26 protein-coding genes and 1 tRNA gene are annotated in these 26,126 nt (G+C 60.1%); 18 read left to right on the top strand and 9 right to left on the bottom strand.

Annotation, left to right across the window (positions count from 1 at the left end; translation table 11 throughout):
• The first annotated feature begins 105 nt into the window (after window positions 1-105).
• The 4 genes from WH87_RS05825 to WH87_RS05810 all read left to right on the top strand — a co-directional run bounded on the left by WH87_RS05825 (window position 106) and on the right by WH87_RS05810 (window position 4,702).
• Complete coding sequence (locus WH87_RS05825) at window positions 106-561, top strand: RrF2 family transcriptional regulator (protein ID WP_046138108.1); 456 nt, start codon at window positions 106-108, stop codon at window positions 559-561.
• Window positions 554-1,447 (top strand): NAD(P)/FAD-dependent oxidoreductase, encoded by an 894-nt coding sequence (locus WH87_RS05820; RefSeq protein WP_046138109.1) that lies wholly within the window; start codon window positions 554-556, stop codon window positions 1,445-1,447. The genes WH87_RS05825 and WH87_RS05820 overlap by 8 nt, the downstream gene beginning before the upstream one ends.
• Before the next feature lie 101 nt (window positions 1,448-1,548).
• The gene (gene mbfA, locus WH87_RS05815) at window positions 1,549-2,529 is read left to right on the top strand and encodes an iron exporter MbfA (protein ID WP_156458114.1); all 981 of its coding nucleotides are present in this window, start codon (window positions 1,549-1,551) and stop codon (window positions 2,527-2,529) included.
• Window positions 2,530-2,608: 79 nt separating this feature from the next.
• Window positions 2,609-4,702, top strand: a complete 2,094-nt coding sequence (locus WH87_RS05810) for a molybdopterin-containing oxidoreductase family protein (protein ID WP_046138110.1) — start codon at window positions 2,609-2,611, stop codon at window positions 4,700-4,702.
• Here the strand turns inward: WH87_RS05810 and WH87_RS05805 are convergent.
• Window positions 4,699-5,469, bottom strand: a complete 771-nt coding sequence (locus WH87_RS05805; RefSeq protein WP_046138111.1) for a sulfite exporter TauE/SafE family protein — start codon at window positions 5,467-5,469, stop codon at window positions 4,699-4,701. The two genes, WH87_RS05810 and WH87_RS05805, sit on opposite strands and share 4 nt — an antisense overlap.
• Window positions 5,470-5,786: 317 nt before the next feature.
• On the opposite strand from WH87_RS05805, the gene WH87_RS05800 reads away from it, so the two are divergent.
• The 3 genes from WH87_RS05800 to WH87_RS05790 all read left to right on the top strand — a co-directional run bounded on the left by WH87_RS05800 (window position 5,787) and on the right by WH87_RS05790 (window position 7,358).
• Window positions 5,787-6,227, top strand: a complete 441-nt coding sequence (locus tag WH87_RS05800) for a glyoxalase superfamily protein (RefSeq protein WP_046138112.1) — start codon at window positions 5,787-5,789, stop codon at window positions 6,225-6,227.
• A gap of 101 nt (window positions 6,228-6,328) precedes the next feature.
• Window positions 6,329-7,027, top strand: a complete 699-nt coding sequence (locus WH87_RS05795; RefSeq protein WP_046138113.1) for a glutathione S-transferase N-terminal domain-containing protein — start codon at window positions 6,329-6,331, stop codon at window positions 7,025-7,027.
• A gap of 238 nt (window positions 7,028-7,265) precedes the next feature.
• Window positions 7,266-7,358, top strand: a tRNA-Ser gene (locus tag WH87_RS05790).
• A 125-nt stretch (window positions 7,359-7,483) separates the two neighbouring features.
• Here WH87_RS05790 and WH87_RS05785 read toward each other — a convergent pair.
• Window positions 7,484-9,232 carry a cytochrome c biogenesis protein DipZ gene (locus WH87_RS05785; RefSeq protein ID WP_046138114.1) on the bottom strand — a complete coding sequence of 583 codons (1,749 nt, stop codon included), beginning with the start codon at window positions 9,230-9,232 and terminating at the stop codon, window positions 7,484-7,486.
• 316 nt (window positions 9,233-9,548) lie between these two features.
• On the opposite strand from WH87_RS05785, the gene WH87_RS05780 reads away from it, so the two are divergent.
• The 4 genes from WH87_RS05780 to WH87_RS05765 are packed head-to-tail and all read left to right on the top strand — an operon-like array spanning window position 9,549 to window position 13,683.
• Window positions 9,549-10,649: an ABC transporter substrate-binding protein gene (locus WH87_RS05780; RefSeq protein WP_197410732.1), complete on the top strand. Its 1,101-nt coding sequence runs from the start codon at window positions 9,549-9,551 to the stop codon at window positions 10,647-10,649.
• 7 nt (window positions 10,650-10,656) lie between these two features.
• Window positions 10,657-11,484 (top strand): ABC transporter ATP-binding protein, encoded by an 828-nt coding sequence (locus WH87_RS05775; protein ID WP_046138116.1) that lies wholly within the window; start codon window positions 10,657-10,659, stop codon window positions 11,482-11,484.
• Complete coding sequence (locus tag WH87_RS05770; protein WP_197410731.1) at window positions 11,477-12,295, top strand: ABC transporter permease; 819 nt, start codon at window positions 11,477-11,479, stop codon at window positions 12,293-12,295. The genes WH87_RS05775 and WH87_RS05770 overlap by 8 nt, the downstream gene beginning before the upstream one ends.
• A 38-nt stretch (window positions 12,296-12,333) precedes the next feature.
• Complete coding sequence (locus tag WH87_RS05765) at window positions 12,334-13,683, top strand: NtaA/DmoA family FMN-dependent monooxygenase (RefSeq protein ID WP_046138117.1); 1,350 nt, start codon at window positions 12,334-12,336, stop codon at window positions 13,681-13,683.
• Between the two features lie 45 nt (window positions 13,684-13,728).
• Here the strand turns inward: WH87_RS05765 and WH87_RS05760 are convergent, their stop codons facing one another.
• On the bottom strand, window positions 13,729-14,316 hold the full coding sequence (locus WH87_RS05760) for a PadR family transcriptional regulator (RefSeq protein WP_052726275.1): 588 nt from the start codon (window positions 14,314-14,316) through the stop codon (window positions 13,729-13,731).
• 108 nt (window positions 14,317-14,424) lie between these two features.
• On the opposite strand from WH87_RS05760, the gene WH87_RS05755 reads away from it, so the two are divergent.
• Both WH87_RS05755 and WH87_RS05750 read left to right on the top strand, forming a co-directional pair.
• Window positions 14,425-14,931 (top strand): flavin reductase family protein, encoded by a 507-nt coding sequence (locus WH87_RS05755; RefSeq protein ID WP_052726276.1) that lies wholly within the window; start codon window positions 14,425-14,427, stop codon window positions 14,929-14,931.
• Complete coding sequence (locus WH87_RS05750) at window positions 14,932-15,336, top strand: riboflavin kinase (protein WP_046138118.1); 405 nt, start codon at window positions 14,932-14,934, stop codon at window positions 15,334-15,336.
• 42 nt (window positions 15,337-15,378) lie between these two features.
• On the opposite strand, the gene WH87_RS05745 is transcribed toward WH87_RS05750, so the two are convergent.
• Window positions 15,379-16,587 carry an O-antigen ligase family protein gene (locus WH87_RS05745; protein ID WP_046138119.1) on the bottom strand — a complete coding sequence of 403 codons (1,209 nt, stop codon included), beginning with the start codon at window positions 16,585-16,587 and terminating at the stop codon, window positions 15,379-15,381.
• Between the two features lie 152 nt (window positions 16,588-16,739).
• Here WH87_RS05745 and WH87_RS05740 point away from each other — a divergent pair, with 152 nt between their 5' ends.
• A complete protein-coding gene (locus tag WH87_RS05740) occupies window positions 16,740-17,555 on the top strand; it encodes an inositol monophosphatase family protein (RefSeq protein WP_046138120.1) in 816 nt (271 codons plus the stop codon).
• A 26-nt stretch (window positions 17,556-17,581) separates the two neighbouring features.
• Here the strand turns inward: WH87_RS05740 and WH87_RS05735 are convergent, their stop codons facing one another.
• The 3 genes from WH87_RS05735 to WH87_RS05725 form a co-directional block, all read right to left on the bottom strand.
• Window positions 17,582-18,415: a glycerophosphodiester phosphodiesterase gene (locus WH87_RS05735; RefSeq protein WP_046138121.1), complete on the bottom strand. Its 834-nt coding sequence runs from the start codon at window positions 18,413-18,415 to the stop codon at window positions 17,582-17,584.
• 224 nt (window positions 18,416-18,639) lie between these two features.
• Window positions 18,640-18,837, bottom strand: a complete 198-nt coding sequence (locus WH87_RS05730) for a DUF2934 domain-containing protein (protein WP_046138122.1) — start codon at window positions 18,835-18,837, stop codon at window positions 18,640-18,642.
• Between the two features lie 77 nt (window positions 18,838-18,914).
• A complete protein-coding gene (locus tag WH87_RS05725) occupies window positions 18,915-19,391 on the bottom strand; it encodes an SRPBCC family protein (protein WP_046138123.1) in 477 nt (158 codons plus the stop codon).
• A 164-nt stretch (window positions 19,392-19,555) separates the two neighbouring features.
• Between WH87_RS05725 and WH87_RS05720 the strand changes: the two genes are divergently transcribed.
• Entirely contained in the window at window positions 19,556-19,873 is a 318-nt protein-coding gene (locus tag WH87_RS05720; RefSeq protein WP_046138124.1) for a hypothetical protein, read from the top strand.
• Between the two features lie 443 nt (window positions 19,874-20,316).
• Here the strand turns inward: WH87_RS05720 and WH87_RS05715 are convergent, their stop codons facing one another.
• Window positions 20,317-21,213: an N-acetylmuramic acid 6-phosphate etherase gene (locus WH87_RS05715; RefSeq protein WP_046138125.1), complete on the bottom strand. Its 897-nt coding sequence runs from the start codon at window positions 21,211-21,213 to the stop codon at window positions 20,317-20,319.
• 263 nt (window positions 21,214-21,476) lie between these two features.
• Between WH87_RS05715 and WH87_RS05710 the strand changes: the two genes are divergently transcribed.
• Entirely contained in the window at window positions 21,477-22,265 is a 789-nt protein-coding gene (locus WH87_RS05710; protein ID WP_046138126.1) for a GntR family transcriptional regulator, read from the top strand.
• Between the two features lie 79 nt (window positions 22,266-22,344).
• A complete protein-coding gene (gene nagA / locus WH87_RS05705; protein WP_046138127.1) occupies window positions 22,345-23,502 on the top strand; it encodes an N-acetylglucosamine-6-phosphate deacetylase in 1,158 nt (385 codons plus the stop codon).
• Here nagA and WH87_RS05700 read toward each other — a convergent pair.
• Window positions 23,499-24,242: an SDR family oxidoreductase gene (locus WH87_RS05700; protein ID WP_046138128.1), complete on the bottom strand. Its 744-nt coding sequence runs from the start codon at window positions 24,240-24,242 to the stop codon at window positions 23,499-23,501. The two genes, nagA and WH87_RS05700, sit on opposite strands and share 4 nt — an antisense overlap.
• Window positions 24,243-24,681: 439 nt before the next feature.
• Between WH87_RS05700 and WH87_RS05695 the strand changes: the two genes are divergently transcribed.
• A complete protein-coding gene (locus tag WH87_RS05695) occupies window positions 24,682-26,040 on the top strand; it encodes a porin family protein (protein ID WP_046138129.1) in 1,359 nt (452 codons plus the stop codon).
• Window positions 26,041-26,126: the final 86 nt, after the last annotated feature.

Raw genomic sequence — 26,126 nt, 5'->3', positions numbered from 1 at the left:
AGGCCTTCAACGTGACGATCGGGTCGTAGCCGGCGGACAGGGCAGGCGAAGGCAGAAAATTCATCACGGTTGACAATCGATCATGAATGTAACTAATAAAGTTACATGAAAAGATCCAGTCGCCTCTCACTCGCCCTGCACGCCCTTGTCCATCTGCACAAGCAGCCCGATCAAGCTATTACGTCCACCACTCTGGCCACTTGCCTGATGACCAATCCGGTTGTCGTGCGGCGGGTGCTGGGGGAGTTGCGGGAGGCGGGGATTGTTGCCTCTACCAAGGGGCATGATGGCGGTTGGCGCTTATTGCGCCCTGCAACCGATATCAGCCTGCGCACCATTTATTCCGCCATGGGCGAAAGCCTGCTCATCCGCACCGAGAGCGATCCTGGTGATCGGCAATGCGGCATTGTCCGGGCGGTCGACACTGTGATGGGCGAATTCATCGCGGACGCCGAGGCGCTGCTCGCGGCGCGGCTGGAGCGGGTGTCGCTGGACGACATTGCGCGCCAGGCTGTGCCCCATCCCCTTCCTTCTCATTCCGGAGATCATCACCATGGATGACATCATCGTCGTTGGTGGCAGTTTTGCCGGCCTTGCCACAGCCCTTCAGATGGGGCGTGCGCGCCGCAAGGTGACCGTTCTGGATACAGGCCTGCCGCGCAATCGCTTTGCCTCGCATTCGCATGGCTTTCTTGGCCATGATCACAAGAACCCCGCAGATATTCTGGCTGTGGCCCGCGAACAAATCACCCGCTATCCAACCATCCGCATCGTCAATGCGCGCGCCGACAGCGCTAGCGGCGAGAAGGACAATTTCGCCGTCACGACGGAGGATGGCGAAACGCTACGCGCGCGTCGTTTGGTGCTGAGCTATGGCGTTGCCGACCAGATGCCGGATATTCCGGGCTTTGCCGAAAGTTGGGGCAAATCAGTGGTACCATGTCCTTATTGCGACGGCTTTGAGGTTGCCGACAAAAGCTGGGGCGCTCTGTATTCGGGGGCACATACGGTCCAATCGTTGGTGCTGTATGGTGACTGGACTAACAACCTGACGCTGTTCACCGATGGTCATGAACTGTCGCAGGATGAGCGCGATAAGATCGCTGCACGTGGCGTCAAGATTGTGGACGGCAAAGTCGTCGCTATCCCGAACGCCGATGGGCGGCTGTCTGGCATTACGATTGCGGACGGTCGCACTATTGCTGTCGATGTTCTGTTCGCCCATCCACAAAATCGTCCGGCAGCCAATGTGCACAAGACGCTTGGTCTCGAAACAACTGCGACCCCCGTTGGGACCATTCTCAAGGTGAACGAGCAGTTCGAAACGAGTCTGCCGGGCGTGTTTGCGGCCGGGGATCTGGCCAATCCAATGGCCAGTGTAACGCTTGCTGCGTCGCATGGCATGTTGGCTGGCGTGTTCGCGCAGCGTTCGATGCTCGGCTTCTAGCTTGTTGCTCAACGCATAGAAGCTCAGATCACGAACGCTTGTCTTAAGCTTAGAATGGTTCTAAACAATGTTTAGAACCATTCTAAGCTATGAGCGCTCCCATGTTTTCGCTGTTGCCCGATACCCGTCGCCCATTTGCCTCCTTGTCGGAGCGCGAAATCCTGTCGCTGGCTGTTGCGGCAGAGGAGGAAGACGGTCGCATCTATTCCGAATTCGCGACACGTTTGGCCGATACCTATCCCGGCTCTGCAGCGCTATTCGAAGGCATGGCGGCCGAGGAGGACGAGCATCGTCGTCGCTTGCTGGACCTGTATGTCGAGCGCTTTGGCACGCACCTGGTTCCCATTCGTCGGGAGAACGTTAAGGGCTTCATCGCGCGCAAGCCGCTTTGGCTGATGAAGTCGCTCACCCTCGAGGCGGTTCGCCAGCAGGTCTGGGAAATGGAGGAGGGCTCCTACCGCTTTTATATGGAGGCGGCTAAGCAGACGACTGACGCCGGTATTCGCAAGCTGCTGGGTGATCTGGCGATGCAGGAGCGCAAACACGCAGACGCGGCTGACCGCATCGATGCCGAAGCGCTGGGTGCGGAAGGGCGTGAGCTCGAAAAGGGCGAGAATCATCGCCAGTTCGTGCTGACCTATGTGCAGCCCGGTCTAGCTGGGCTCATGGACGGTTCGGTCTCGACACTGGCCCCGGTGTTCGCGGCGGCATTTGCCACCGGTGACACCCACCAGACCTTCCTTGTCGGTCTCGCTGCCGCTATCGGCGCGGGCATTTCCATGGGCTTCACTGAAGCGGCATCTGACGATGGCAAGTTGACCGGTCGCGGTTCGCCGGTGAAGCGCGGCCTCGCCGCAGGCATCATGACCGCCATTGGTGGCTTGGGCCATGCGCTGCCCTATCTCATTGCCGATTTCTGGACTGCAACCAGCGTTGCGATTGTCATCGTGTTGATCGAGCTCTGGGCCATCGCCTTCATCCAGAATCGCTACATGCAGACGCCGTTCTGGCGGGCAGTGATGCAGGTCGTGCTCGGTGGTTCGCTGGTGTTTGCAGCGGGCATTCTCATCGGTAATGCCTAGCGAGCAACCCATCCATGCGCCGGGTTGATCCCGGCGCATTTCCATTGAGCCGTTGCCGTCGCTCGGATAGCTTTGCGCCATGAACAAAGCCGTCGCCCTTCGCACCGCCCGCTCGGTCTGCCCGCATGATTGCCCATCCGCCTGTGCGCTGGATGTGGATGTCATCGATAGTCACACGATCGGGCGCGTTCGCGGCGCCAAGGACGATCCCTATACGGCAGGCGTCATCTGCGAAAAGGTGGCTCGCTATGCCGAGCGGGTGCATCATCCAGATCGTCTGACCCAGCCCTTGCGCCGCAGCGGCCCCAAGGGCAGTGGGCAGTTCACGCCGATCTCGTGGGATGAGGCTCTCGACGAGATCGCTGCGCGCTTCACCGCCATTGAGAACGAGCACGGCGCGGAGGCGATCTGGCCCTACTACTACGCGGGCACTATGGGCCATGTGCATCGCGACGGAATTGACCGTCTGCGCGCGGCCAAGGGCTATTCACACCAATACGACACCATTTGCACCGGCACCGCCTGGCCCGGCTATATCGCTGGTACGGGCATGCTTGGCGGCGTGAACCCCGAGCAGATGGCCGAAAGCGACTGCGTGGTCATCTGGGGCACCAATGCCGTCCACACGCAGGTCAATGTGATGACCCACGCCATGCGCGCCAAAAAGGAACGCAAGGCCAAGATAGTCGTCATCGACATCTACGAAACGGCGACCATGGCACAGGCCGATCTCGGTTTGGTTCTGCGGCCCGGCACAGATGGGGCATTGGCGGTGGCTGTCATGCACGTGCTGCTGCGCGACAACCTCGCCGACCGCGATTACATGGCCAAGTACACCGATTTTGGCCCTGATTTCGAAGCGCACCTGGCGACGAAAACGCCGGAATGGGCCGCTGAGATCACCGGCCTGAGCGTCGAGCAGATCACCGCGTTTGCTCATCTCGTGGGCACGACGCCGCGCAGCTATTTCCGCCTCGGCTACGGCTTTACCCGCCAGCGCAATGGATCGACGGCGATGCACGCAGCACTCTGCATTCCGGCCATGACAGGGGCCTGGCAGCATCGTGGCGGTGGAGCATTCCACTCCAATTCTGGCACCTGGAAGCTCGATAAATCCCGCATCACCGGGAGCTATCTGCAAAAGGGCAATCCGCGCTCGCTCGATATGTCTGAGATTGGCCCGGTGCTGACCGGTGATGCCAAGGCGCTCAAGGGCGGTGGTCCGGTCATGGCGATGATCGTGCAGAACACCAATCCGGCCTCGGTTGCGCCCGATCAGACGCTGACCCACCGCGGTTTTGCGCGTGAGGATCTGTTCCTTGTGGTGCATGAGCAGTTCATGACGGAAACGGCGGAGTTCGCCGACATTGTTTTGCCGGCGACCATGTTCCTCGAGCACAACGATTATTACACGCGCGGTGGCCATACCCGCGTGCTCTATGGCCCAGCCGTGATCGAGCGGCTTGCCGGCACATGGTCCAACCATGAAGTCATCAATGCGCTCGCGTTGCGCCTGGGGCTGGACGACGATCTGTTCCGGACGAGGGATCGTGACGTCGTGGCCGAAACCTTCCGTCGCTCCAACTACGGTGAGTTGGACGAAATCGAAAAGTCCGGATTTGTTGATCGCGAGCGTCCTGACGCCGCCGCGCGCTTCGCCGACGGATTTGCCTGGCCGGACAAGCGCTTCCGCTTTGAACCCAACTGGGAAGAAACCCGGCTGAAGAAGGGCTATATGTGGACCTGCGATCCCGCGGCTATGCCGCGCTTCGCCGATCACTGGGCCATCACCGAGGCGACGGACGCAGGCCATCCATTCCGGCTTGCCACCAGCCCGGCGCGTGCTTTCCTCAATTCGTCCTTCAACGAAACGCCCGGCAGTCAAAAGCGGGAAGGTGCGCCGTCTGTGTTCATCCATCCTGATGACGCAGTGCGGCTTGGGATCGAAGAAGGCGTGTTCGTCACCGTCGGCAATCGGCGTGGCTCAGTTGATCTCACGGCGCGCATCCGGACCGGCTTGCCGACCGGCGTGCTGATCGCCGAGGGCCTGCACAAGAACAAGTCGCATCGCGGTGGCAAGGGCATCAACACCCTGACCAACGCAACGCCCGCGCCACCATTTGGCGGTGCGACGTTCCATGATGCGGCAGTGTGGATCAGACGCGCGGATTAGGCCGCGTAGGCGTTCCAGAAGAAGTAGCCGGTCATGAACAGGCCGTAGACGATCACGGCAGCCCGGATCCACTGAGTGGGGAAGCGATGCGCATTGCGCGCGGCGAGATAGCCGCCAATGGTGACGCCGACCAGCGCGATGGAGCCGTGATACCAGTCGATTGATCCGCTGAACGAGAACCGCGCCACGGCAACCACTGCCACTACGGACGACACATAGAGCTTGAGCCCGTTCATGGCGTGGATGTCGCTCAAGCCGGCAGTGGCTAGAAACGCCAGCAGCAGAATGCCCAGGCCGGCATTGAAGAACCCGCCATAGACGCAAACGCCCGCAAGGAAAGCCAGCAGCAGCGCAGTGCCGGCCAGCTTCATGCCGCGCCGTCCACCACTGCGCGCAGCCACAAAAGCGTTGAGGCGGTTGCCGAAGATGAACAGCATTACGGCAAACAGCATCAGCCATGGTACGACGCGCGAAAACTGCTCGTCAGACACCACCAGCAGCAGTTCGGCGCCGATATAGCCGAACACAGCGGCGATGATCGTGTAGATCACCAGCCGATCCTTGTACTTCGACATGGCATGCCAATAGCCGAAAGCGCCGCTCGCATAGCCGGGCAGGGCAGCATAGGTGTTGGATGCATTGGCGATGACTGGCGGTACGCCAACGAACAGCAGCGCCGGGAACACGATGAACGAGCCGCCGCCCGCGAGCGAGTTGACTGCGCCGCCGAGAAGGCCAGCCACGAACAGGAACAGCGCGTCAACCATGAGTTCTCTCCAAAGCCACATGGCCATGTCGCCGTGTGAACTGCGTCCCATACGCCGCCGTGTGCGTCTCACCTAATGCTTTCCCGTGATGGCATTATCACTCGCGCAAATACACATTGCTGCCATGCGTTGACAAAACCGGCGCGAAGGATCATCTAAGCGACAGGTTACTGGCACCCGCCGCTCGCCGGAAGCAATTCCGATGGTGAAGTCCAGTCCAAGCGAGAGAACGAACTTCGGTTCATCTTTGCGAGGCACGTCATGGCAAAGCGAGCTCCCATGTCACTGTTGCCTCATGCAAATGAGAGGACCTTGTTATGTCGTTTTCCCTTGATACCCCTTCCGCCCAGACTCTGAAGTCCGAAGCCAAAATCCTGCGCGAAACCCGCGCCAAGGTTGGCGAGACCATGAGCCATGGCGCAGCCCTTGAAGAAGTTGCCCGTTCGCACGGCTATCGCGACTGGAACACCGCCCGCGCCGCTCTGCCAGAGCGTGTGGCCGTGCCGTTCCAGGTCGGTGCGCGCGTTACCGGCACTTATCTGGGTCAGCCCTATCGCGGTATGCTTCTGGGCGTGCAGCTGCGGGGCGATATGCAGCATTTTCAGGTTATCGTGCAGTTCGATGAACCTGTGAATGTGACGCCGACCCTGTCGTTCGCCAACATGCGCCAGCGCGTGACAGCGACCGTGGATATCCACGGCATCTCGCCATCGCAGACCAGCAATGGCGAACCGCACTTGCGGATCAGGCGGCTATGAATCGTCAGGCGACGAGCAGACATTAGTGTGCTCGTCGCTTGTCATTCATCGTAACGCGCCGATATATCTCGTTCACGACCGCAAATCAGAACGGATCCGACATGACCACCCAGACCAAGCCGATCGACGTCTATTCGTTGCCCACCCCAAATGGGCAGAAGGCCCACATCATGCTCGAGGAACTGGGCGTGCCGTGGACCTATCACCGCATCGATATCGGCAAGGGCGATCAGTTCAAGCCCGGGTTTCTGGCGATTTCGCCAAACAACAAGATTCCCGCCATCGTCGATCCCGAAGGACCAGATGGGCAGCCAATTTCGATCTTCGAGGCCGGGGCGATCCTCAAATATCTGGGCCTCAAGTTCGGCCAGCTATACCCGACCGATCCGCGCAAACAGGTAAAGGTTGACGAATGGCTGTTCTGGCAGGTCGGCGGCTTTGGTCCGATGCTGGGCCAGAACCATCACTTCGCCCTCTACGCACCAGAGCGCATCCCATACGCCACCAAGCGCTACATCGACGAAACTCACCGCCTCTACGGCGTGCTGAACAAGCAGCTTGAGGGCAGGGAGTACATCGCGGACGATTACTCCATCGCCGATATTGCCTCGATTGGCTGGGCGCAGGGCTGGGAACGTCAGGGCCAGAACATTGAGGACTTCCCCAATGTCAAAGCCTGGCTTGCTCGCCTCGGCGCCCGTCCAGCGGTTGCCCGTGGTCTGGAAGTCGGCAAGGACACACCTGCCGCCGATCTGAGCAAGGACAAAGCCGCACAGGGCGTTCTGTTTAACCAGCGCTGATTCATCGCTGAGCCTGTATCGAATGGGTCCGGGCACTGCTCGGGCCCTTTTTCGTTCAAATCCAAGACGTTCGAGTTTCTCGGACTTACGCCGCCCTTGTTATGTCGGGGAGCCTGGGGCCTGTTTTCCCCACCAACGAGCGGAAAACGCTGCTTCCGGCACTCCTCCCAAACTTTCTACCCCCGAACGTCAAAAATGGCTTGATCCCGACTCGATTTCTCATGTACCAGCCTCGCTTGGAGAGGTGGCCGAGTGGTCGAAGGCACGCCCCTGCTAAGGGCGCAGATGGTTTAGAGCTGTCTCGAGGGTTCGAATCCCTTCTTCTCCGCCATTACCAAAAACCCCAATTAAGTCGCTGACTTAGCTGGGGTTTTTTGTTTGTTTTCTGTCCGGCTTTCCATGCCGATTTGGCGGCAATGCCACGTATGGCATTGCCTTTCGATGGGGCGTCAGCGTCTAGCCGAATGTGAAGGCGAAAGCCTCGGCGCCCGGGTCAAGAAACTCGATCTCAAACGTTCTGTCGACAATCGGCCCTTGCTGCCGGACCAGCTGGTAGAGGCGCTGTTCGTCGACTGCGCCGTAGCCATCCGCGTCGATGTCTGTACCGTGATCATCGCCCGGCGCCTTTCCGTCCACCGTCACTCTGAAGCGGACCGGTTTGCGATCCGCGCCGGTTCCGAGAACCAAGTGCAGATCACGGGCATGGAAGCGGTAGCTGATCGCGCTGCCGGAGAGGATCGGCACGGCATATTCCCGGCCAGCGAGCCAGGTTCCGGTCAGCGTCCATTGGTTCAGGGCGAGGGTAGGGGCGTCGCCATAGTTATTGACAGCATCTTGGCGTAGTCCGCCGGGTGCCGCGAATTTTTCCGCGCGGGCGTAACCGACATAGGTCTCGGGCGATCTGACGTCAGCATTGCTCGCTGCGGCCTGAGCGCCAGTCGCATCGACCGATACCAGCGTATCTGGCAGATTGGTCTGCCCGGCCTCTGCGAGAAGCTGCTGGATGACTTTCTCGGAGTGGTCGTAATCGCCTTCGCCGTAGTGGTGGTAGCGAATGTCGCCCTTGGCATCGATGAAAAAATGCGCTGGCCAGTACTGGTTGTTGAACGCGCGCCAGATTGTGAAGTCGTTATCTGCCGCCACGGGGTAGGTGATCTTCAGGTCCCTTATGGCTTTGGCGACATTGCCCATGTCTTTTTCGAAGGCGAATTCTGGCGAATGCACGCCAATGACGACCAGCCCCTGATCCCGGTACTTCTCAGCCCAGGCTTGGACATAGGGGATGGAGCGAAGGCAGTTGATGCAGGAATAGGTCCAGAAATCCACCAGGATGACCTTGCCCTTTAGGTCGTCAGCCGTCAGGGGCGGGGAATTGAACCATTGCACGGCCCCATCAAGCGAGGGGAGCTGTCCCTCGATCGGCAGCGTACCATCGGATGACGCTTGTAGGCTTGATTGAGGTTTATTGGGATCGTCACGTCCCAATTGATCCAACAGCCCCTGTTCCAGCGAGCCGGTGCTGGCCAGTGACACCTGCGTCAGCAGGCCAGTGTCGAGACCCAACCCGATGGCGACCACTGCGGCCAGCACCAGTGCGCCGAGCCCACGACGAACCCACTGGCTGACACCGAGCGAACGTTTCATCATGGCAAAGACACGGCCGCCAATGAGGAGCGCGAGGGCCAGCGATGTTGCCGCGCCGGCTGCATAGGCGAGCAGCAGCAGGGTAGTGGTCACATTGGCCCCACTCAGCGCAGCCCCAGTCAGAATCAATCCAAGGATTGGACCGGCGCAGGGTGCCCACAGCAATCCGGTTGCCACGCCCAGCAGTAGCGAGGCGAGGACGGCCCCCGTCGTGCCGGTCTGCTTGGCTTGTGCTGATACCGAAAGCCTTGCCCCTAAATTGACAAGCGGCTGCATCAGTCGATCCGCCAATTGCGGTATCAACAGCGACACACCAAAAGCCGCCAGCAGCACCATGGCGGTTATGCGTCCGTACTGGTTTGCAGCGACCGCCCAGCCTCCGGCGAAAGCGGCCAACGTCGCAACGGCCGCGAATGTTACTGCCATGCCGATCAACAGAGGCAGTCCGCTCTGCAGGAATGGCTTGTCTGATCGCGCGAAAACGAAGGGGAGCACCGGGAGGATGCACGGGCTTACGATCGTCAGTGCCCCACCAAGGTACGCCAGGAGAAAAATCAGCATAGAGTTGTTCCTTGCTCATCGGCGCAGGTCATGAGCTCGCAACAGCCGACTCTGGAGCTCAGCAACTGCGGTGCCTGCAGCGATAGGTACGGAAAAACATGTCGGATAGTTACAAACAATCGTGTGTGCTTGCTGTTATGTCCGCCAGCATCGCGATGGCTCTGTCGTTTCGTTAGCGGCAGAGTGGCGATGGGGATTGCCGCTGCGCTTCCCCGCTATTCCACAGCCTCCAAAAACAAAAAGTTTGCATAGTCAATTTTGATCATGTTTAGTGGAGCGATCCCATAGAGGAATGGGATGTGCTAGGGAGGATTCTTTGTCTCATAGACCAATTTTGAGTGGTCGGTCTGCGCGCGGCCACATGATGGCTGGGTGCGCAACACTGGCTCTGGCATTTGCCGGTGTTCCGCTGCACGCCGTTCAGGCGGCGGAGAATGTGATCATCAGCGATGCTGACTGCGAGCGCAACAAGGCCGCCGGAACCATCACCTACATTTCCGGCTACGGCTATTCGGCCAGCGCTGGTCAGCTCGATGTGTTCCTCGCCAAGGAAATGGGCTTTTTCGACCAGCTCTGCCTGACGGTCGATATCAACGCCGCCGGTGGCAATGGACAGTTGCTGGTGTCCTCGGGCCAGGCACAGTTCACTGCGCTGGGTTCTGCGTCGGACGTCATGCTGGCGGCCGCTAATAGCCGCAACCTGACAGCTGTCGCCACCTATGGCAGCACGTCGCCGTTCTCGATCTTCACCAATGAAGCGGTGAAGAGCCTCAAGGACCTTGAGGGCAAGAAGCTCGGTTACTTCATCAACATCACGCCAATCGCTCTGGCCATGCTCGACGCCGCTGGCGTCGATGTGTCCAAGGTCGAGCTGATCAAGATGACCAATTACGACCCAACGGTCGTGACGCGTGGTCAGGTCGATGCCATCGTTGGCTACGCCTCCAACCAGCCCCAGACGCTCAAGGCCATGGGCCTGCCATTCAACCAGTTCCTGCCAGGCGATCTTGGCCTGCAGGGCACGTACAACGTGATGGAAGTGAATACGCAGTTCCTGACCGAGCATCGCGAAGCTGCCGGTGACTTCATGCGCGCCAGCCTTAAGGCGCTCGATATCTGCCTCGCCGACGAGGAAAAATGCGTCGACATGATCAGCAAGCTCGCCGAGGAAAACAACCAAGGCTCGGCTTTCCCGCGTGACCAGCAGGCCCGCACCTGGAGCGTTGAATCCAACTGGGTTCGCACCAGTGCCTATGGTCCTCCGGGCGTGCAGACCCATGCCGAATGGCAGGGCGAGTATGAGCTGAACCAGAAGTTCGGCGGTCTCAAGAACCCACCCCCACTGGACAGCATGATGGACGTCGACCTTGTCGCCTCGCTCTACAAGGACGGCAAACTCATCTGGCCGGAGAAATGAGCCTATAATGTCAGTCTCCAGCTTCGCTCACGCGAACGCCGTGCACCCCGACGATGTCGGGGTGCAGGTGAGCAATGTCGTCAAAAGCTTCGGCGCCGACGACACTCGCACCACAGTTTTGAATGGCGTCAGCCTCTCGATCAAAAAGGGCGAGTTCGTCTCGCTCATTGGCCCCAGCGGCTGCGGTAAATCCACGCTGCTCAAGGTCGTTGCCGGTCTCTCCGAGGCCGATAGCGGCTCGGTCACCATCAAGGGCAAGTCTGTCCGTGAGGCGTCGCGCCACAAGGCAATCGGGCTGGTGCCCCAATCACCAGCGCTGCTGCCTTGGCGCACCATTCTCGAAAATGTCAGCCTGCCGATCAAGATCAACCCATCGGCCAATGCCGGTCGTGCGTTGCGCGATCCTCGTGAAATTCTCGAGAGCTTCGGCCTCGGTCACGCCATCAACAAGTATCCGGCCCAGCTGTCGGGCGGCATGCAGCAGCGCGCTGCCATTGCCCGCGCCTTCGTGTTCGATCCTGAGATTTTGTTGATGGACGAGCCCTTCTCGGCGCTCGACGAAATGAACCGCGATCAGCAACGAATGGGCCTGCTCGATTTCTGGCAGTCCAACCGCAAGTCGGTGCTGTTCGTCACCCACTCGGTGCCTGAAGCCATCATGCTGTCCGATCGCATCGTCGTCATGGCGGCCCATCCCGGCCGTATTGCCGAGGTTATCGACGTCGATCTGCCGCGCCCCCGCAGCGAAGCGATGTATGCCAGCGACGGCTTCCGAGATCTTGAAACAAGAGTGCGCGCATCACTGCGCCAGGTGATGGAGGCTGCCCGTGTCTGACCTGTCGCTCACCACCAAAAAGTCCAAGAAACGATCCTCGATCACGCTGGGCCAGATCCTGTGGAACTGGGGCCCTCCCGCCGTCACCTTCATCATCGTTGCCGTGCTGTGGCAGCTGGTGGCGATCAACAATCCCTATGTGCTGCCGACGCTGGATGCCATCGGCAACAGCTTTGCCAGCGACCCGAAAATGTACTGGTCCAACATGTTGGTCACAGCGCAGGAAATCGCCATTGGTGCCGGCGCCGGTATCTTCTTTGGCTTCCTGCTCGCGGTCGCCATGGCCGAGCTACCCATCGTCGAAAAGGCCGTGATGCCACTGATCGTCGTGGTCATGGTCACGCCCGTGGTCGCCATAGCGCCTGCTCTGGTCGTCGCCTTCGGCTTTGGCATGCTGCCGAAATACATCGTCACTGCGCTGGTTGTGTTCTTCCCCATGCTGGTCAACTCGCTCGCCGGTTTGCGCGATGTCGATCAGAAGGCGCTCGACGTGTTCAAGACGCTCCATGCCAGTCGCTGGGAGATCTTCCGCGATCTGCGCTTGCCCGGCTGCATGCCCTTCGTCTTTGCCGGGCTTCGCATCGCCATGCCTTTGGCGGTGGTTGGTGCGGCGGTCGCCGAATTCGTAGCCGCCGGTCAGCAGGCGGGTCTGGGCTCGCTCGTTACAATTGCTGCCGCGCAGGCCAACCTGCCGGTCACCTGGGCCAGTATCGCCCTTCTCTGCCTGCTCGGCGTCATTCTGGTGTCGGTTCTGGCCGTGCTGCGCAAGCGCGTCCTGTGGTGGAGCGATGAGGATTTGATCGGGCGCTAAGGCGCCCCATCTTCCCCCATTTTTACGAAAGAAATATCATGAAGAAGCTTCGCTTCGGGCTGTTCGAGAACGCCCAGACCAATGATTCCGGCACCGCAACCTGGCGCCATCCAGATAGCGGACGCCACATGTTCGATACGCTGGACTATTGGGTCAACGTCGCCCGCATTTGTGAAGACGCCAAGTTCGATTTCCTCTTTCTCGCCGATGCCTGGGGCTGGGCCGATGTGAAGGGCACGCGCCCTGAAATCTGCACCACCGAAGGCCTCGACCTGCCCCGCCTCGACCCCGCCATCGTCGGCGCGGCGCTGATCAGCGCCACCGAAAAGCTCGGCATTGTCATGACCGGTTCGACCCTCGTTGAGCCGCCCTATGCCTTCGCACGCCGCATGCAGACGCTCGATCACCTGTCCAAGGGCCGCATCGGCTGGAACGTGGTGACCACAGGTACGGCCGAAACCGCCGTCGCCGCCTTTGGCATGCCCATGGTTGCTCATGATGAGCGCTATGACATGGCCGACGATTTCATGTCGCTTTGCTATAAGCTCTTTGAAGGCGCCTGGGAGCGCGGCGCGCTGGAGCGCGACAAGCAGGGCCGCTATGCTGACCCGGCCAAGGTGCATCGTATCGCCCATGACGGCCCCTATTTCCGCTCGCATGGCTATGGCAACGCATCCTATTCGCCACAGGGCACGCCCGTTCTGTTCCAGGCCGGTTCGTCCGGTCGCGGCACGCAGTTCGGCGGCAAGCACGGCGAATGCATTTTCCTCGGCGGCGGCACCACTGAAAAGCTGGCCGGTCAGGTCAAGGCTCTGCGTGCCGAAGCGGTCGCCAATGGCCGTGCACCAGACTCGATCAAGGTGATGAGCGCATTCTCCTGCGTCGTTGCCGCGACCGAAGAAGAGGCTCAGCGAAAATACGCCGAGATTCTCGCCGCCCAGACGCCCGAAGTGGCCGTGGCATCCTATGCCTGGTTCACCGGGCTGGACCTCTCGTCCTATGATCCCAGCACCAAGATGAGTGATCTGCACACCGAGCTGTCACAGACCCAGATCGCCCGCTTTGGCGATAAGACCGTTGGCGATGTGCTCAAGGACTGGCACGCCCATGGCGTCCGCACCAATCCGTTCGTCGGCACCCCAGAGCAGATGGCCGATATCATGGTCGAAATGGCCGAAGGCGCTGACCTCGATGGCTTCCTGTTCACGCCGGTGATCCAGCCAACATCGACGCTCGAATTCGTCGAGCAGGTCATGCCCATCCTGCGTGCCCGCGGGGTCGCAGCAACCGAGTACGAGGGCGACACCCTGCGCGAGCGCCTTGTCGGCACGCCAGACTCGATCCTCAACGACGATCACCCGGGCGCGGCTTACCGCAAGCTGGCCTGATCGGGATTGGTGGACCGGCGCGCCGAGCGCCGGTCTATCGCTCAGCTAGCTGCGGGCAGGGGGGGGATCTTCCCCGGCAAAGGCATATTGGCCGTCACAGATGCGATCATAAATGTCGCGCGCCCACTGTTGCTCGGCCCGCAGGCGCAGCGAGGACAATTCAAAGATTTCGCGCACATAGGCAGGTGTGGTCGTCGACTTGGCCACATCATTGATATCGAAGCCATTGCTGGCAATCTTGGCGTCGATCTCCGCAATGCGGAATTTCAGCGCCGCCACGATCTCGGCCCGGCTGAGGAGGAACATGAACGAGGTCAGCGCCATCACCGGCTTGGTGTCGAACGGCTCCACGGTCCAGAGCGTTTGCCGCAGCATGCGCATCAGCTCGACCTCACCCAGGGCGGTCATGGCGTAGACGGTCCGTTCGGGGCGCTTGCCCTCCGCCTCGGTGCCGCTTTCCTCGATATAGCCGTCCTGCTTGAGCGATTTGAGCGCGTTGTAAATCGAACCCGGCTGGATGTTGGCCCATTCGTCGACATGCCAGGTCATCAGCTCGCGGCGCAGGAAATAGCCGTGCACGGGCTGAAACTGGCGAACCGCTCCAAGGACAACCAGACGGGTGATGTTCGACATGCTCGCTCCGGGGTGATTTGCGGGACAAGCTGGGAACCAGCTTGTCTCCAACTACCAAATTGAGTAGCTTCATTTCAAATAATCAAAATTGACTATATGGAGGAATAGGTGACCCAGGCTTTTGAGGCAAGTGATGTTCACCCTACGCTGATCCTGCGCCAGGCTTTTTCGATGTTCCCCACCGGGGTCGTCGCCGTCTGCGCCATGGACGAGGGCAAGCCGGTTGGCATGGCCGTCAATTCATTCAGCTCGGTCTCGCTTGAACCGGCTTTGGTTTCGGTCTGCGTCGCCAACACCTCCTCCACTTGGCCGCGCCTCAAAAAATCGGCCAATATCGGCCTCAGCGTGCTCGGTGCCGATCAGGAAAGCCTCTCGCGCAAGCTCTCGTCCCGTCATGGCGATCGCTTTGAAGGCGTGGAGTGGACGGTCAATGACGATGGCGCGCTGTTCATCGAAGGCGCAACGCTCTGGCTCGATTGCCGCGTGCATGACCAGTTGCGCGGCGGCGATCACGAAATCATCCTGTTCGAAGTGTTGCAGAGCCACCTCTTCCCACAGGTGCCGCCGCTGGTGTTCCACCAGAGCAAATATCTCGGCCTGGCCCACGCGTCCTGAATGATTGACCTGGGGCAATTCGAGAAGCTTGAAGGCGTCGTCGTTCACGGCGATAAACGCGGCAGGGTTCTGGGGTTCCCAACGGCCAATATCGCTATGGCGCCGCTCAGCGTCTATCCAGACGACGGCGTTTACAGCGCCATCGTCCGCCTCCCTCAATCCGATCGGGTCTTCGGCGCAACCGCCAGCGTGGGCAAAAACCCGACCTTTGACGATGTCGACACCACCCGCGTCGAGGCCTTCATCCATGGCCTCGACGAAATGCTCTATGGACTCGTGATTGAATTGTATCTCGTCAAAAAACTACGCGACATGCGCCGTTTCGCAACTGTTGATGAGCTGATCGCTCAAACACAGGTGGATGTGGACCGTTCGATCGAGAATCTCAAAGCCATCGTTGGATAGACGCACTCGCGACGCAGAGGCCGTGAATGCGTTTATGCGAGTTTACTGCTGCTTTCCGACGGCAGGTTCACCGAGATAGGTAACCAAGGCACAGAGCGTCGCCAGGAGGATCGTCTGCGCGATGACGCCGATATTGGCATTTGTAGCGCCGAGCACCACGTAGCCAACGGCTGCCGGATAGGCGAGCATCTGTACAGCGTGCGCGTTCCTGCCCCGGGCAACGATGGCGCCGACCGGCATGGCCGCGATGAAAAGCACATAGGCGATCAGGCCAAGGCTGCCGCCTATTGCGACGAAGTCGATGAAATCGGAGTGCAGGTGGTCGTATCGCGGGAAGGTCGCAGGATCGGCCGAGAGCTCCGCGGTGCGCGCGATGAAGTCCGCGCCTTGTCCGAACAGGGGCGAATTCGTCCAAGCGTTGAGGCCGCCAGCATACATTTCGAGGCGTTGAGCTATTGAACTGTCGACGACGAAGCCGTCTCGCAGATAGGCCGCAATGTCGCCTATGCCTGGAAGTTCAAGGACATAGGGGGAATTCCAAAGCCATGCGAGGAAGGCGACGCCAACGACGGCCGCGGCAACTGAGACCGTAAGCGCATGCCGGCGGCTGGTCTTTTGAAACAGCAGGACGGCGAGTGCCATGGCGGCCATCGAGGGTACGGCGGCTAGAGGGCCACGCGAGCCAGAAAGTGCCACAGCTCCGACTGCGAAGAGTGGCGCAGTGAGTGCCAGGCCGCGAATGAGCTTGTTCGGCGAATAAAGGCCAACCAGTGCGACGAAACCCGCAATCAGCGAAACCGCACCGAAGTGGATCGGATTGTTGACAGTGTAACCTGCTCTGTGACCGCCGAGGATAAAGCCGTCGTACATGCCAACTCCCGCAGCCAATACGCAGGCAACGAAGGCTGCAATGGCGATGCGCTCGATGGTGGTTTGTCCGTCGATGCGCAGCGTGGTGGCGAGCGGTCCGACCAACAGCATCGGCGCAAAGAACGCCAAGGCGATCAGGTTGCTGAAGCCACCGGGTGCCAGAACCAGCGCGACTGCGAGGATAGCGAGCGCGGCGAGGGGAAGGGCGACGGCCGGGGAGCGCGGCACGGAGTGGATCATCGGGCGAAAAAACACGATGCCGGATAGCACTGCGAGGACGTAGAACCCGGCGCTGCCGACTTCAGGCAATACGGTCGAGCAGGCGATGCCGAACATCAGAATCCCAACGGACGCGTATTTCGCGAATGCAGCTTTGTTCATTGTTGTGCTGTCTTTCCGTTCTGTCACAAATCTATTGGCGTCGGCTCGTATGGGGATCACGCGTGCGTCAAGGCAGCACTAGCACGCTGCCATTTGAACGAGCAAACCTGTTCACCCACCTTGCCTTTGTCCCCACATCCCGGAGTTTTCCTATGAATTATGAGCCCATTCTAGCGGATATGGTTGCGGTGGCGCGGGAGGCCGGGGAGTTGACGTTGGGGTATTTCAGGCGGTTTCGCGAGCTTGAAATCGGGATTAAGGGGCCGGCGGATTTTGTGTCTGAGGCGGACATGGAGAGCGAGACGCTGATCCGGAAGGTGCTGCTCGGGAAGTATCCCGAATGGAGCTTTACCGGGGAGGAGTTTGCCCCAGTGGACCGGGATAGCGAGCATCGCTGGCTGGTCGATCCGATCGACGGAACCACCAATTTTATCAATGGGATGCACTACACGATCTCGATCGCGTTGCGGCGCGGGAACGAGACGGTTTGTGGGGCGCTGTATAATCCTGTGGCCGATGAGATGTTTACGGTCATCAAGGGCCAGGGCGCGTTTTTGAATGGCGAGCGGCTGCAGGTGAGTGAGCAGGCCGAAACCGGACTGCTGACGGTGGGGACGGGCCTCGCGACGTCGCAGATCTTTACCTTCGCGGGGTTCTACGAAAGGCTGGAGGCCATTCGGGACCCGATTGGCGCGGTGCGCATTGTCGGTAGCTCGGCCAATTCCTGCGCCTACGTCGCCTGTGGACGGCTGACGGGGTACTACGAGGAATCTGGCCTCGTCGACTGGGCCGTTGGCGTGCTGCTGGTGCAGGAAGCCGGCGGCATTGTCACCGATTGGTGGGGACGCGGCCCCGAGTTCTACGAGAAGACCGGCTGTGTCATCGTCGCCAATAAGGCAACGCACGCCTATCTTCTCGATAAACTCAAGGACGCCCCGCGCAAGGACCCGAAGGTTTCTGTACAATAGCAGACCGGCGCGGGGCGGGGCGGGGATTACTCGGCCAGCGCCATCAACCCTTCGGGGTCATCGGTGGTGATCTGATCGACGCGGAGCTCGAGCAGGCGATGTACCTGTGGGCGGGTCTCTGCGTCGGCGACGCGGATGGTGTAGGCGTCGATGGTGCGGTTTGCGGCCTGAAAAGCGGCAATGATATCAAAGCCATACTGGTCGGCGTCGAGGATCATCGGGAAGTGCAGATAGATCGTTTTGGCTTTGGGCGAGGCCGCAACGGCACTGCGTACGAAGCCGGCATAGTCGCGGCTTTCGCGCAAACGGTCCAACGCGCCGCCATGGCAGGGATCGTAGCCGATTTTTATGCCGGGCACGTCATCGGTCAAAAGCCGCACGGCTTCTGCGTCACCCGATGAGAGTATCATATGCGGTGCGACGGGGGAGACGGCGGCTTTGAACCTGGCAATTGCCTGCGGATCGAGGACGCGCCAATCTTCCTTGTAGTCGAGCTGCAGGATTGAATCGGGATGAAGCCCGCCTTCGGCGAGCAGCGCCGTAAGGTCTTCCAGCAGCATCACTTTATCATCGAGAACGGTGCCGTCTTCGCCGCGCAGATGCAGGCTGCGCAGGGTTTCGGCGCTGAGATCAGCGACTTTTCCGGTGCCGTTGGTTTCGCGCTCGACGCTCAAATCGTGCAGCACGGCATAGCCACGGTCGGCGTGGATAACCAGATCAACCTCAATGCTGGCGCCCAATTTCATGCCTTCGAGAATGCGGCGGCCGGTGAAAACGGGGTCGCTGATCCTGCGTTTGGCGCGGTGCCATTTAAGCCAGGTGCGGTGGCCCTGGCGCTCGAGGAAGATCGGGTCTGTCATGTGTGTACTCAATGGGTTACGGCCCAAAACGGGGCAGCATGGCGAGGCGTACAGATCACAGCATTACGACAGATCGGTAACGAAACGCTCTCGCATCAAGAGTCACATTATGCGTGGGCTGCGGTGAACCAAATCGACCGATAATGCGCCAAAACCCAGCGATGACATCAGAGGCCGGATTTGAACGCAACACGGGTCGCGTTCAAACGCTTTCGGGTCAGCCGTTAGTGGGGTAGCGGACTGGTGCGGTTGTCGCCTTGAGCGGCGCGCCCGCTCATTTCTGGCTCATTGAATTTGTCTTCGTCGGCCAATTGCTGTTCTGCCATGAACCAGAACTCCACATCACGCCCATCGGGCGATCCTGCATCGATCCAGAGCCTGTAGGCGCGTTCGCGAATGTCGTCCTCGGTGTAGATATGCATCGCAATTCTCCTGCCGGGAGCAGGGCGCAACAATACGCCCGCCGTTCAGGTGCAACGTTTTATACCGAGGGCGGTTGCTAAAGACTCGCAGCCAACACTTCGAGTTGATCGGCGCACATGCCCCAGCCGGCGTGGAAACCCATCTTTTTGTGATTTTCGGCGTCCTCGACCGTCCAATGGCGGGCAATGGCGGTGTACTTGGTTTTACCCTCGCCTGCATCTTCGAGCAGAATGAAGGCAGTGAAGAATGGCTTGGCCGAAGGCGCCCAATCTCCAGTGAAGGCGTCGGTGAAAACCAGGCGCTCATTGGGCACGATTTCAAGATACTGGCCGGCATTTGGATATTCGGTGCCAGCCTCGTCGGCCATGGTGATGACATTGCCGCCGCCCGGACGCAGGTCCAGTTGTACTTTGGGCGTGGTCCATGGCTTTGGAGCAAACCACTGCTTGAGCAGGTCAGGCTGGGTCCAGCAGGCATAGATCTTGTCCCGGGGAGCATTGAGCACACGGTTGAGGACGAGATCGCGATCGGTATCTTCGGTCGGTAGGTGCATGGCGAGATCCTGTGTTTGCCATCAGTTTCAACCATACGACGAAGCACGCAATCCCTGATCGACACCTCGATCGCGCTTTTTTGCAATTTACTGGGCTGAATGGCGCTCCAGCCTTGGCAATGTACCGTTGCTATGGTCCTCTTATGCTGAGGAGTAACGACATCATGACCGATCCCGCCCCAATAACGCCGCCACAAAGCCGCGCTGGTCGCGCGCTTCTGGGGTGGTCTGTTGCCGACCTCGCCGCTGCCGCCAATGTGTCCAGCGACGAGATCGAGCATTTTGAAGCCGAAGTCGGTGACGCTGACACGACGTGCCAGCGCGACGTCCGGACTGCACTAGAGGCGCATGGTGTCCTCTTCCTGCCAGAGGTAGACGGCGTGGGCGCAGGCGCGCGCTTCAAGTTTCCTCGCCAGACCGTCAAACGCCTTCAAACCTGGGAGGGTGAAGGCGGCTCTACCGGCGAAGACGACATCGCCTGATATTTCGGACCCGCCATGACCTTGACTATACAGCCTCTCAATTTCGCCTGGATGCTGAGCTGCTCTCGCGCTGTCGACGCCCCGGCAGAAGGGGCGCGGGGTCGTTACTGCAACCGCACGGCGGGCATCAGAGCAATCGCTCACGGGGTCGTCGCGGGACTATCTCCATTCTGTTTCGTCATACTCTGACTGTGTCCGAGGGTATTTGGGCAAAGGGAAGAGCCCTCGGGTCGAGCCCGAGGGTGACGAGCGGTGGGTGAGGTGAGGGGCTGGCTACGATGAGACATGTCTGCGCCGAAGTTGCCACACCCACGATGTCACACCGACCTTCAGCCCGGGTCCAGCTCGAGATGAGGCCATGGCCGCAAGGTGAATCAAAGAGCCACCTCAGGATGGATCCCGGCTCGAGGCCGGGATGACAACGCGGTTGGGGTGGCGCGGGCCTATCTTCCCAAGGAGGCGAGAACGGGGCGCAGGCGGCCGTCGTTGTCGGCCAGCAGGGTCTCGGCGCTGGCTAAGTCGTCGGCCCCGGCTGCCAGCACAATGGCCGTTTTGACCGCGCCTTGGGCAGCATCCAGCGCCTGTGTCGCGGCTGCTTCGTCGACACCGGTGACGTTCATCACGATGCCTCTGGCGCGTCCCCGGAGTTTGATGTTGTCGGCAATAAGATTGACCATGTAGCCGTCGTGTACATGGCCAAGCTGCGCGGCCATCATGGTCGACAACATGTTGAGGGCGATCTTTTGTGCGGTGCCTGCGCCCATGCGTGTCGAACCGGCAATCACCTCGGGCGGGGTGGGCAGGCAGATGGCGACGTCGACCTTGTCGAAAATGGCCGCGCCGCGATTGTTGGAAATGCCGATGGTTGCGGCACCAGCATTGCGCGCGATCTCAACCATGGTCATCGGATAGGGCGTGTAGCCGCTGGCGGTGAGCGCGATCATGCAATCGAGCGGGCCGATCTTGATCTCCGCAAGCTGAGCGCGCGCGGCGTCGGCGTCATCCTCAGGCGCGCCTTCCATGGAGGTCAGCCCAGCAACACCGCCAGCGAGAAGCACGGCGATACGGTCGCGCTCAATGCCATAGGTTCCGGGAAGCTCCAGCGCATCGGCCAGCGCCATCAGGCCCGAGCTGCCTGCCGCCGTGTAAATCAGCCGCCCGCCACGGGCCAGCGCCTGCGCGGCGATGTCTGCGGCGACGGCGATTTGTGGCACAGCCTCTTGCACCGCTGTGGCGGCCTCGACTTGAGCCTTGGCGAGAATCATCAGCGCGTCCTGCGCAGGGAGGGTGTCAAAACCCTTGGCGCTGGCGTGGGTCATCTCGGTCTGGCTGATGGTCATGGGCTTCTCCCTTGCTCGCAATGATGCCAAAAAAATACCACTTGTCTAGCGTAGGGCGGAATATCCGTGCGGCAGCGTGCTTTTGCGGCAAGAAAACACCAAGATCGGCAGCCCTATGCGGGTTTCGCTGACTTTTGCACAAAGAGGGCTTGGTGAATGGTATTTTATTGGTATTATGGCGGCCAAGGGATGGAGCTTGGCACGGTACGGAAATTTAGTGATATGCAATCCACCACTACTCGCAAGCGGTTCAGGGGAATGTAATGGGCGATCTGTCCAAGAAATTCTTCGCCGATGGCCCGGTGGTCCTTCCCGTTGGTGGTCCCCTCTATTTACAGCTGAAACGCTGGATCGAAGATGCGATCCATACCGGCGCCATCAATCCTGGCGACGCGCTGCCGTCTGAACGCGATCTGGCCACCAAGGTGGATGTGTCGCGCGTGACGGTGCGCAAGGCGGTGTTGCAGCTGGTCAAGGACGGGGTGCTGGTGCAGCGCCACGGCTCGGGCACGTTCGTTGCTCCACAGACCCAACGCGTCGAGCAGTCACTGTCGCAGCTGACCTCGTTCACCGAAGATATGGCGCGGCGCGGCATGGCAGTGCGGGCTGAATGGCTCGATCGCGGGCTGTACGCACCATCGCCGGAAGAGACGGTAATCCTGGGGCTGTCGGCTGGCGATCAGGTGGCGCGGATTTCGCGCCTGCGCCTGAGCGGGGACATGCCGCTGGCGATTGAACGCGCGAGCCTGTCATCGCGCATTCTGCCCGATCCGCTGTCGATCAAGCATTCGCTCTATACCCATCTCGACAAATCGGCCAACCGCCCCGTTCGCGCCATCCAACGCATCCGCGCGGCCAATCTCGATGTCGAAGATGCCAAGCTGTTGCAGGTGGCGGTGGGATCGGCCGGGCTCAATATCGAGCGCACGTCCTATCTGGCATCGGGCCGAGTCATCGAATTCACTCGCTCCATCTATCGGGGCGATACATACGATTTCATCGCCGAACTGCGGCTGGGCGATGCGCCCGGTGCCGGAGGCAGCAAATCGTGAGTGCCCTCCAGACTGATTTACGCCGCGCTGTCCGCAAGACCGTCGCCAATAAGCCGTCCATGCTGAAGAAAGTCACCCAATGAGCGATCTACAGGCCATTTCCGCATCCCGCATTTTTGACGGGCATGACTGGCACGATGATGCCGCACTGCTGATCGAGTTTGGCCACGTCTCCGGCATTGTGCGCAATGACGCTATCCCCGCCAATGCCGAGATTGTACGGCTGGAGGGCGGCATGCTGGTGCCGGGCTTTGTCGATCTGCAGGTCAATGGTGGTGGCGGCGTGCTGCTGAACAATGCGCCAAGCGTTGAATCCATCCGCACCATTTGCGCAGCCCATGCCGAATTTGGCACCACGGCACTGCTGCCGACGCTGATCACTGACACAGTTCCGGTCAATGTCGCCGCAATCGCTGCAGGCAAAGCCGCGACCGAACAGGCTGTGCCGGGTTTTATTGGCCTGCATCTGGAAGGCCCGCACCTGTCGGTGGCGCGCAAGGGGACGCATGATCCCTCGCTGATCCGCGCTATGGATGATGAAGACCTTGCCCGCCTGATCGCGGCGCGGGCCCTGGTGCCGCATCTGCTGGTGACGGTTGCTGCCGAAACGGTGACCCCAACGCAAATCAAGGCCCTTACCGACGCCGGGATCATTGTCAGCATCGGCCACTCTGATGCCGGCCTCGATACAGCAGCCGCAGCGTTCGGCGCTGGCGCCAGCATGGTGACGCACCTGTTCAACGCCATGAGCCAGCTCGGCAACCGCGAACCCGGCGTGGTCGGCGCATCGCTGATGGACGGCAAGATTTTTGCCGGTCTTATCGCCGATGGCATCCACGTTCACCCCGCGGCGATTTCAGTGGCGCTGCGCGCCAAAACCGGGCCGGGTAGGGTATTCCTGGTCACCGACTCCATGTCGCAAACCGGCACCGACATTACGAGCTTCACGCTCAATGGTCGCGTCGTGACCCGATCGAACGGCGCGCTGCGCATTGCCGATGGTACGCTGGCTGGGGCCGATCTCGATATGATCGACGCCATTGAATTCATGCATTCGACCATCGGCCTGCCGTTTGGCGAGGCTGTTCGTATGGCATCGCTCTATCCGGCTGAGGCTTTGGGGGCAGAGGACACGCTCGGCCATCTCCGCCCCGGCGCCATTGCCAGCTTCGTCCACCTGTCGGACGAACGCCGTGTGAACTCCACCTGGATCAGCGGCGAGAAGGTGTTCGGCTAGCCGCGGCCGATATAGGGCATGTTGGTGGCCATCACTGTCATGAACTGCACATTGGCAGAGAGCGGCAGGCCCGCCATATAGAGCAGTGCGTCGACGACATGGGCCACATCAAAGGTGGGCTCGGGCATCATCGTGCCATTGGCCTGCAGCGAGCCACTGTTCATATGGCTGGTCATGTCGGTCGCCGCATTGCCGATATCAATCTGCCCGCAGGCAATGTTGAACGCACGGCCATCAAGCGAGATGGCTTTGGTCAGCCCGGTGATGGCGTGTTTGGTGGCGGTATAAGAGGCCGCGCCGGGGCGGGGCACATAGGCCGAGATCGAGCCATTGTTGATGATACGGCCGCCGTGGGGGGACTGATCGCGCATCGCGCGGAAGGCCTCACGGGCCACATAGAAGGCGCCATTGAGGTTGGTATCGACCATTTCGCGCCAGGTTTCGACGTCGAGATCGCCAAATGACGTGGTGGGCGCAAAGCGGCCGGCATTGTTGAACACCACATCGATCCGGCCGTACTTTGCCTTCACACCGGCAAAGAAGTCCGCGACTGCGGCAGGATCGGTGACGTCGCAGGCGGCCCAATAGCCACCGGTATCTTGCGCGACAGCCTCCAGCGCATCGGCGCGCCGACCGCAGATGGCGACGCGATAACCCGCCTTGGCGAGGCCCAGCGCCGCCGTCTTGCCGATCCCGGAGCTCCCGCCAGTGACCACGGCGACCCTCTGATTGTTGTCCATTTTGTCTCCTCCAAATACGGCAGATCACCCAAAGGTGCCGGGCGGTGTCCCTAATCTCTCCACATCACTGCCACATGTGTGCACAGTCTGCACCTCGCCAAGGCCCAGTATTTGTGACAATTCGATGTGCGTCGTACGGTCAAATATGCGAGATCTGCTAAGATCTTAACGCTTCGTTCAATCGGGTTAACAGGTGGTTTCGATCTGTGTGCTGAATCTGCAACATCCGGTTGGCAACCACATTGCCTCACCCCCAAAACGGCTTTTGCGCGATTGCGTCATTTGCCGCCGTGCGTAGAGTGGGTCTTGCGAATCCATGCATGGGATCGTTTGTCGGTCGCAACGCGACGGCAACACACTGCACCACGATAGTGTGGTCGCGTTTCGACAAACCGCTGGGCAACCAGCACCAAGAATGACTGACTTTGGAGGTCACCTAATGAAACTCAAGAGCCTTATCCTCGGTTCTGTTGCTGCCGCTGGTCTTTCGACTGCTGGCTTTGCTGCTGATCTCAGCGGCGTTCTCACCTCGCTCGACGTTTGCGACTCGCTCGGTCTGTCCGGCCTGACGATCTCGTCCGACACCAACTGCCTGCAGATCTCTGGCGGCGTTGAGTATGAATTCAACTGGGGCAACTACAACGAGTCGATCGCGATTGTTCCTTTCGCTGGCCTCAAGAACCGCGACGCTTCGAGCGATCTCGGTCTCGCTACCGGCGATAACGACTGGAACTCCAAGGTTGTTTCCTGGCTGAAGTTTGTTGGCACCGCTTCGAGCGACTTCGGTCCTGCTCGTGCTGTGATCAAGCTGAAGAATGAAAACAAGACCGTCTTTGTGAATGGTGCTGACGCATCTGACCCAACCAAGAACAAGGACGTCTTCATCGACGAAGCCTACGTTCAGGTTGGCGATGCGACTGTTCTGTCCGTTGGTCGCAAGGGCTCTATTTTCAATAAGGGCGACGACGAAGCGTTCAACTTCCTCGGCCTCTTTGCCGAAGACAAGGAAGACAAGGGCGTCATCGGTTCCGACGAGTACTACGGCTTCTTCCCAGCAGTTGGCGGTCACGTCATCCAGCTGGAAACCAGCTTCGGCGACGGCATCGGTGCCAAGGTTGGTCTGGAAAAGCTCGACGCGAAGGGCACTCTGGTCGGCGTTCTCGACTATAAGGGTGATGCGATCACCGCGCACATCAGCGGCGCTCTCGGTGGCATCCTTGACGGCGTTGAAGGTCCAGAAGACAACTACGCAATCCACTCCGGCGTGACTGCAGCCTTCGACCAGTTCAAGGTTCGCGCAGCTTTCGCATTCGGTGGTAACACCCGTGCAAACGACGACACCAGCTTCTACAACGGTCTGCTGTCGGCTCAGGGTTCCTTCGACATCTTCACGATCGCAGCTTCGGCTGAAGTTCTGAGCTTCACCGATGCGGCCAACAACCGTGAAACCGGTTATGGCTTCGGCGGCTCCATCGGTGCCACCGTCACGGAAGGCGTCGCTCTGAACCTTGGCGGTCGTTACTTCGCTGACAACGCAGCTGATACCGCTGCTGGTTACCAGGTTGCCGTTCAGCTCGTTGCTGACGTCACCGAGACCATCAAGCTCACCGGTGAGCTCGGCGTTTATGGCCGCACCGATGCGACCGTTCCAGCAGTTGTCGCTGGCGAATCCGACTTCTACGGTTCGGCCAAGCTCGGCTGGAACCCAGGCGGCGGTTTCTCGTCGTCGGTTGGCGCAACCGTTCAGCAGAACGGCGCTTACAAGGTTACCTTCAAGGCTGCAAAGTCCTTCGAGTAATCCTCGTACCGCATCTGAATACGGAAAGGCCCGGCTCAAGCCGGGCCTTTCTGCTTTTGTGGGGCCGATTCGGGAAACGTTCGGGT

This window comes from Devosia epidermidihirudinis, assembly GCF_000971295.1.
In the GTDB taxonomy this organism is placed as follows: domain Bacteria; phylum Pseudomonadota; class Alphaproteobacteria; order Rhizobiales; family Devosiaceae; genus Devosia; species Devosia epidermidihirudinis.
This window is presented reverse-complemented; position numbering and strand designations above follow the sequence as displayed.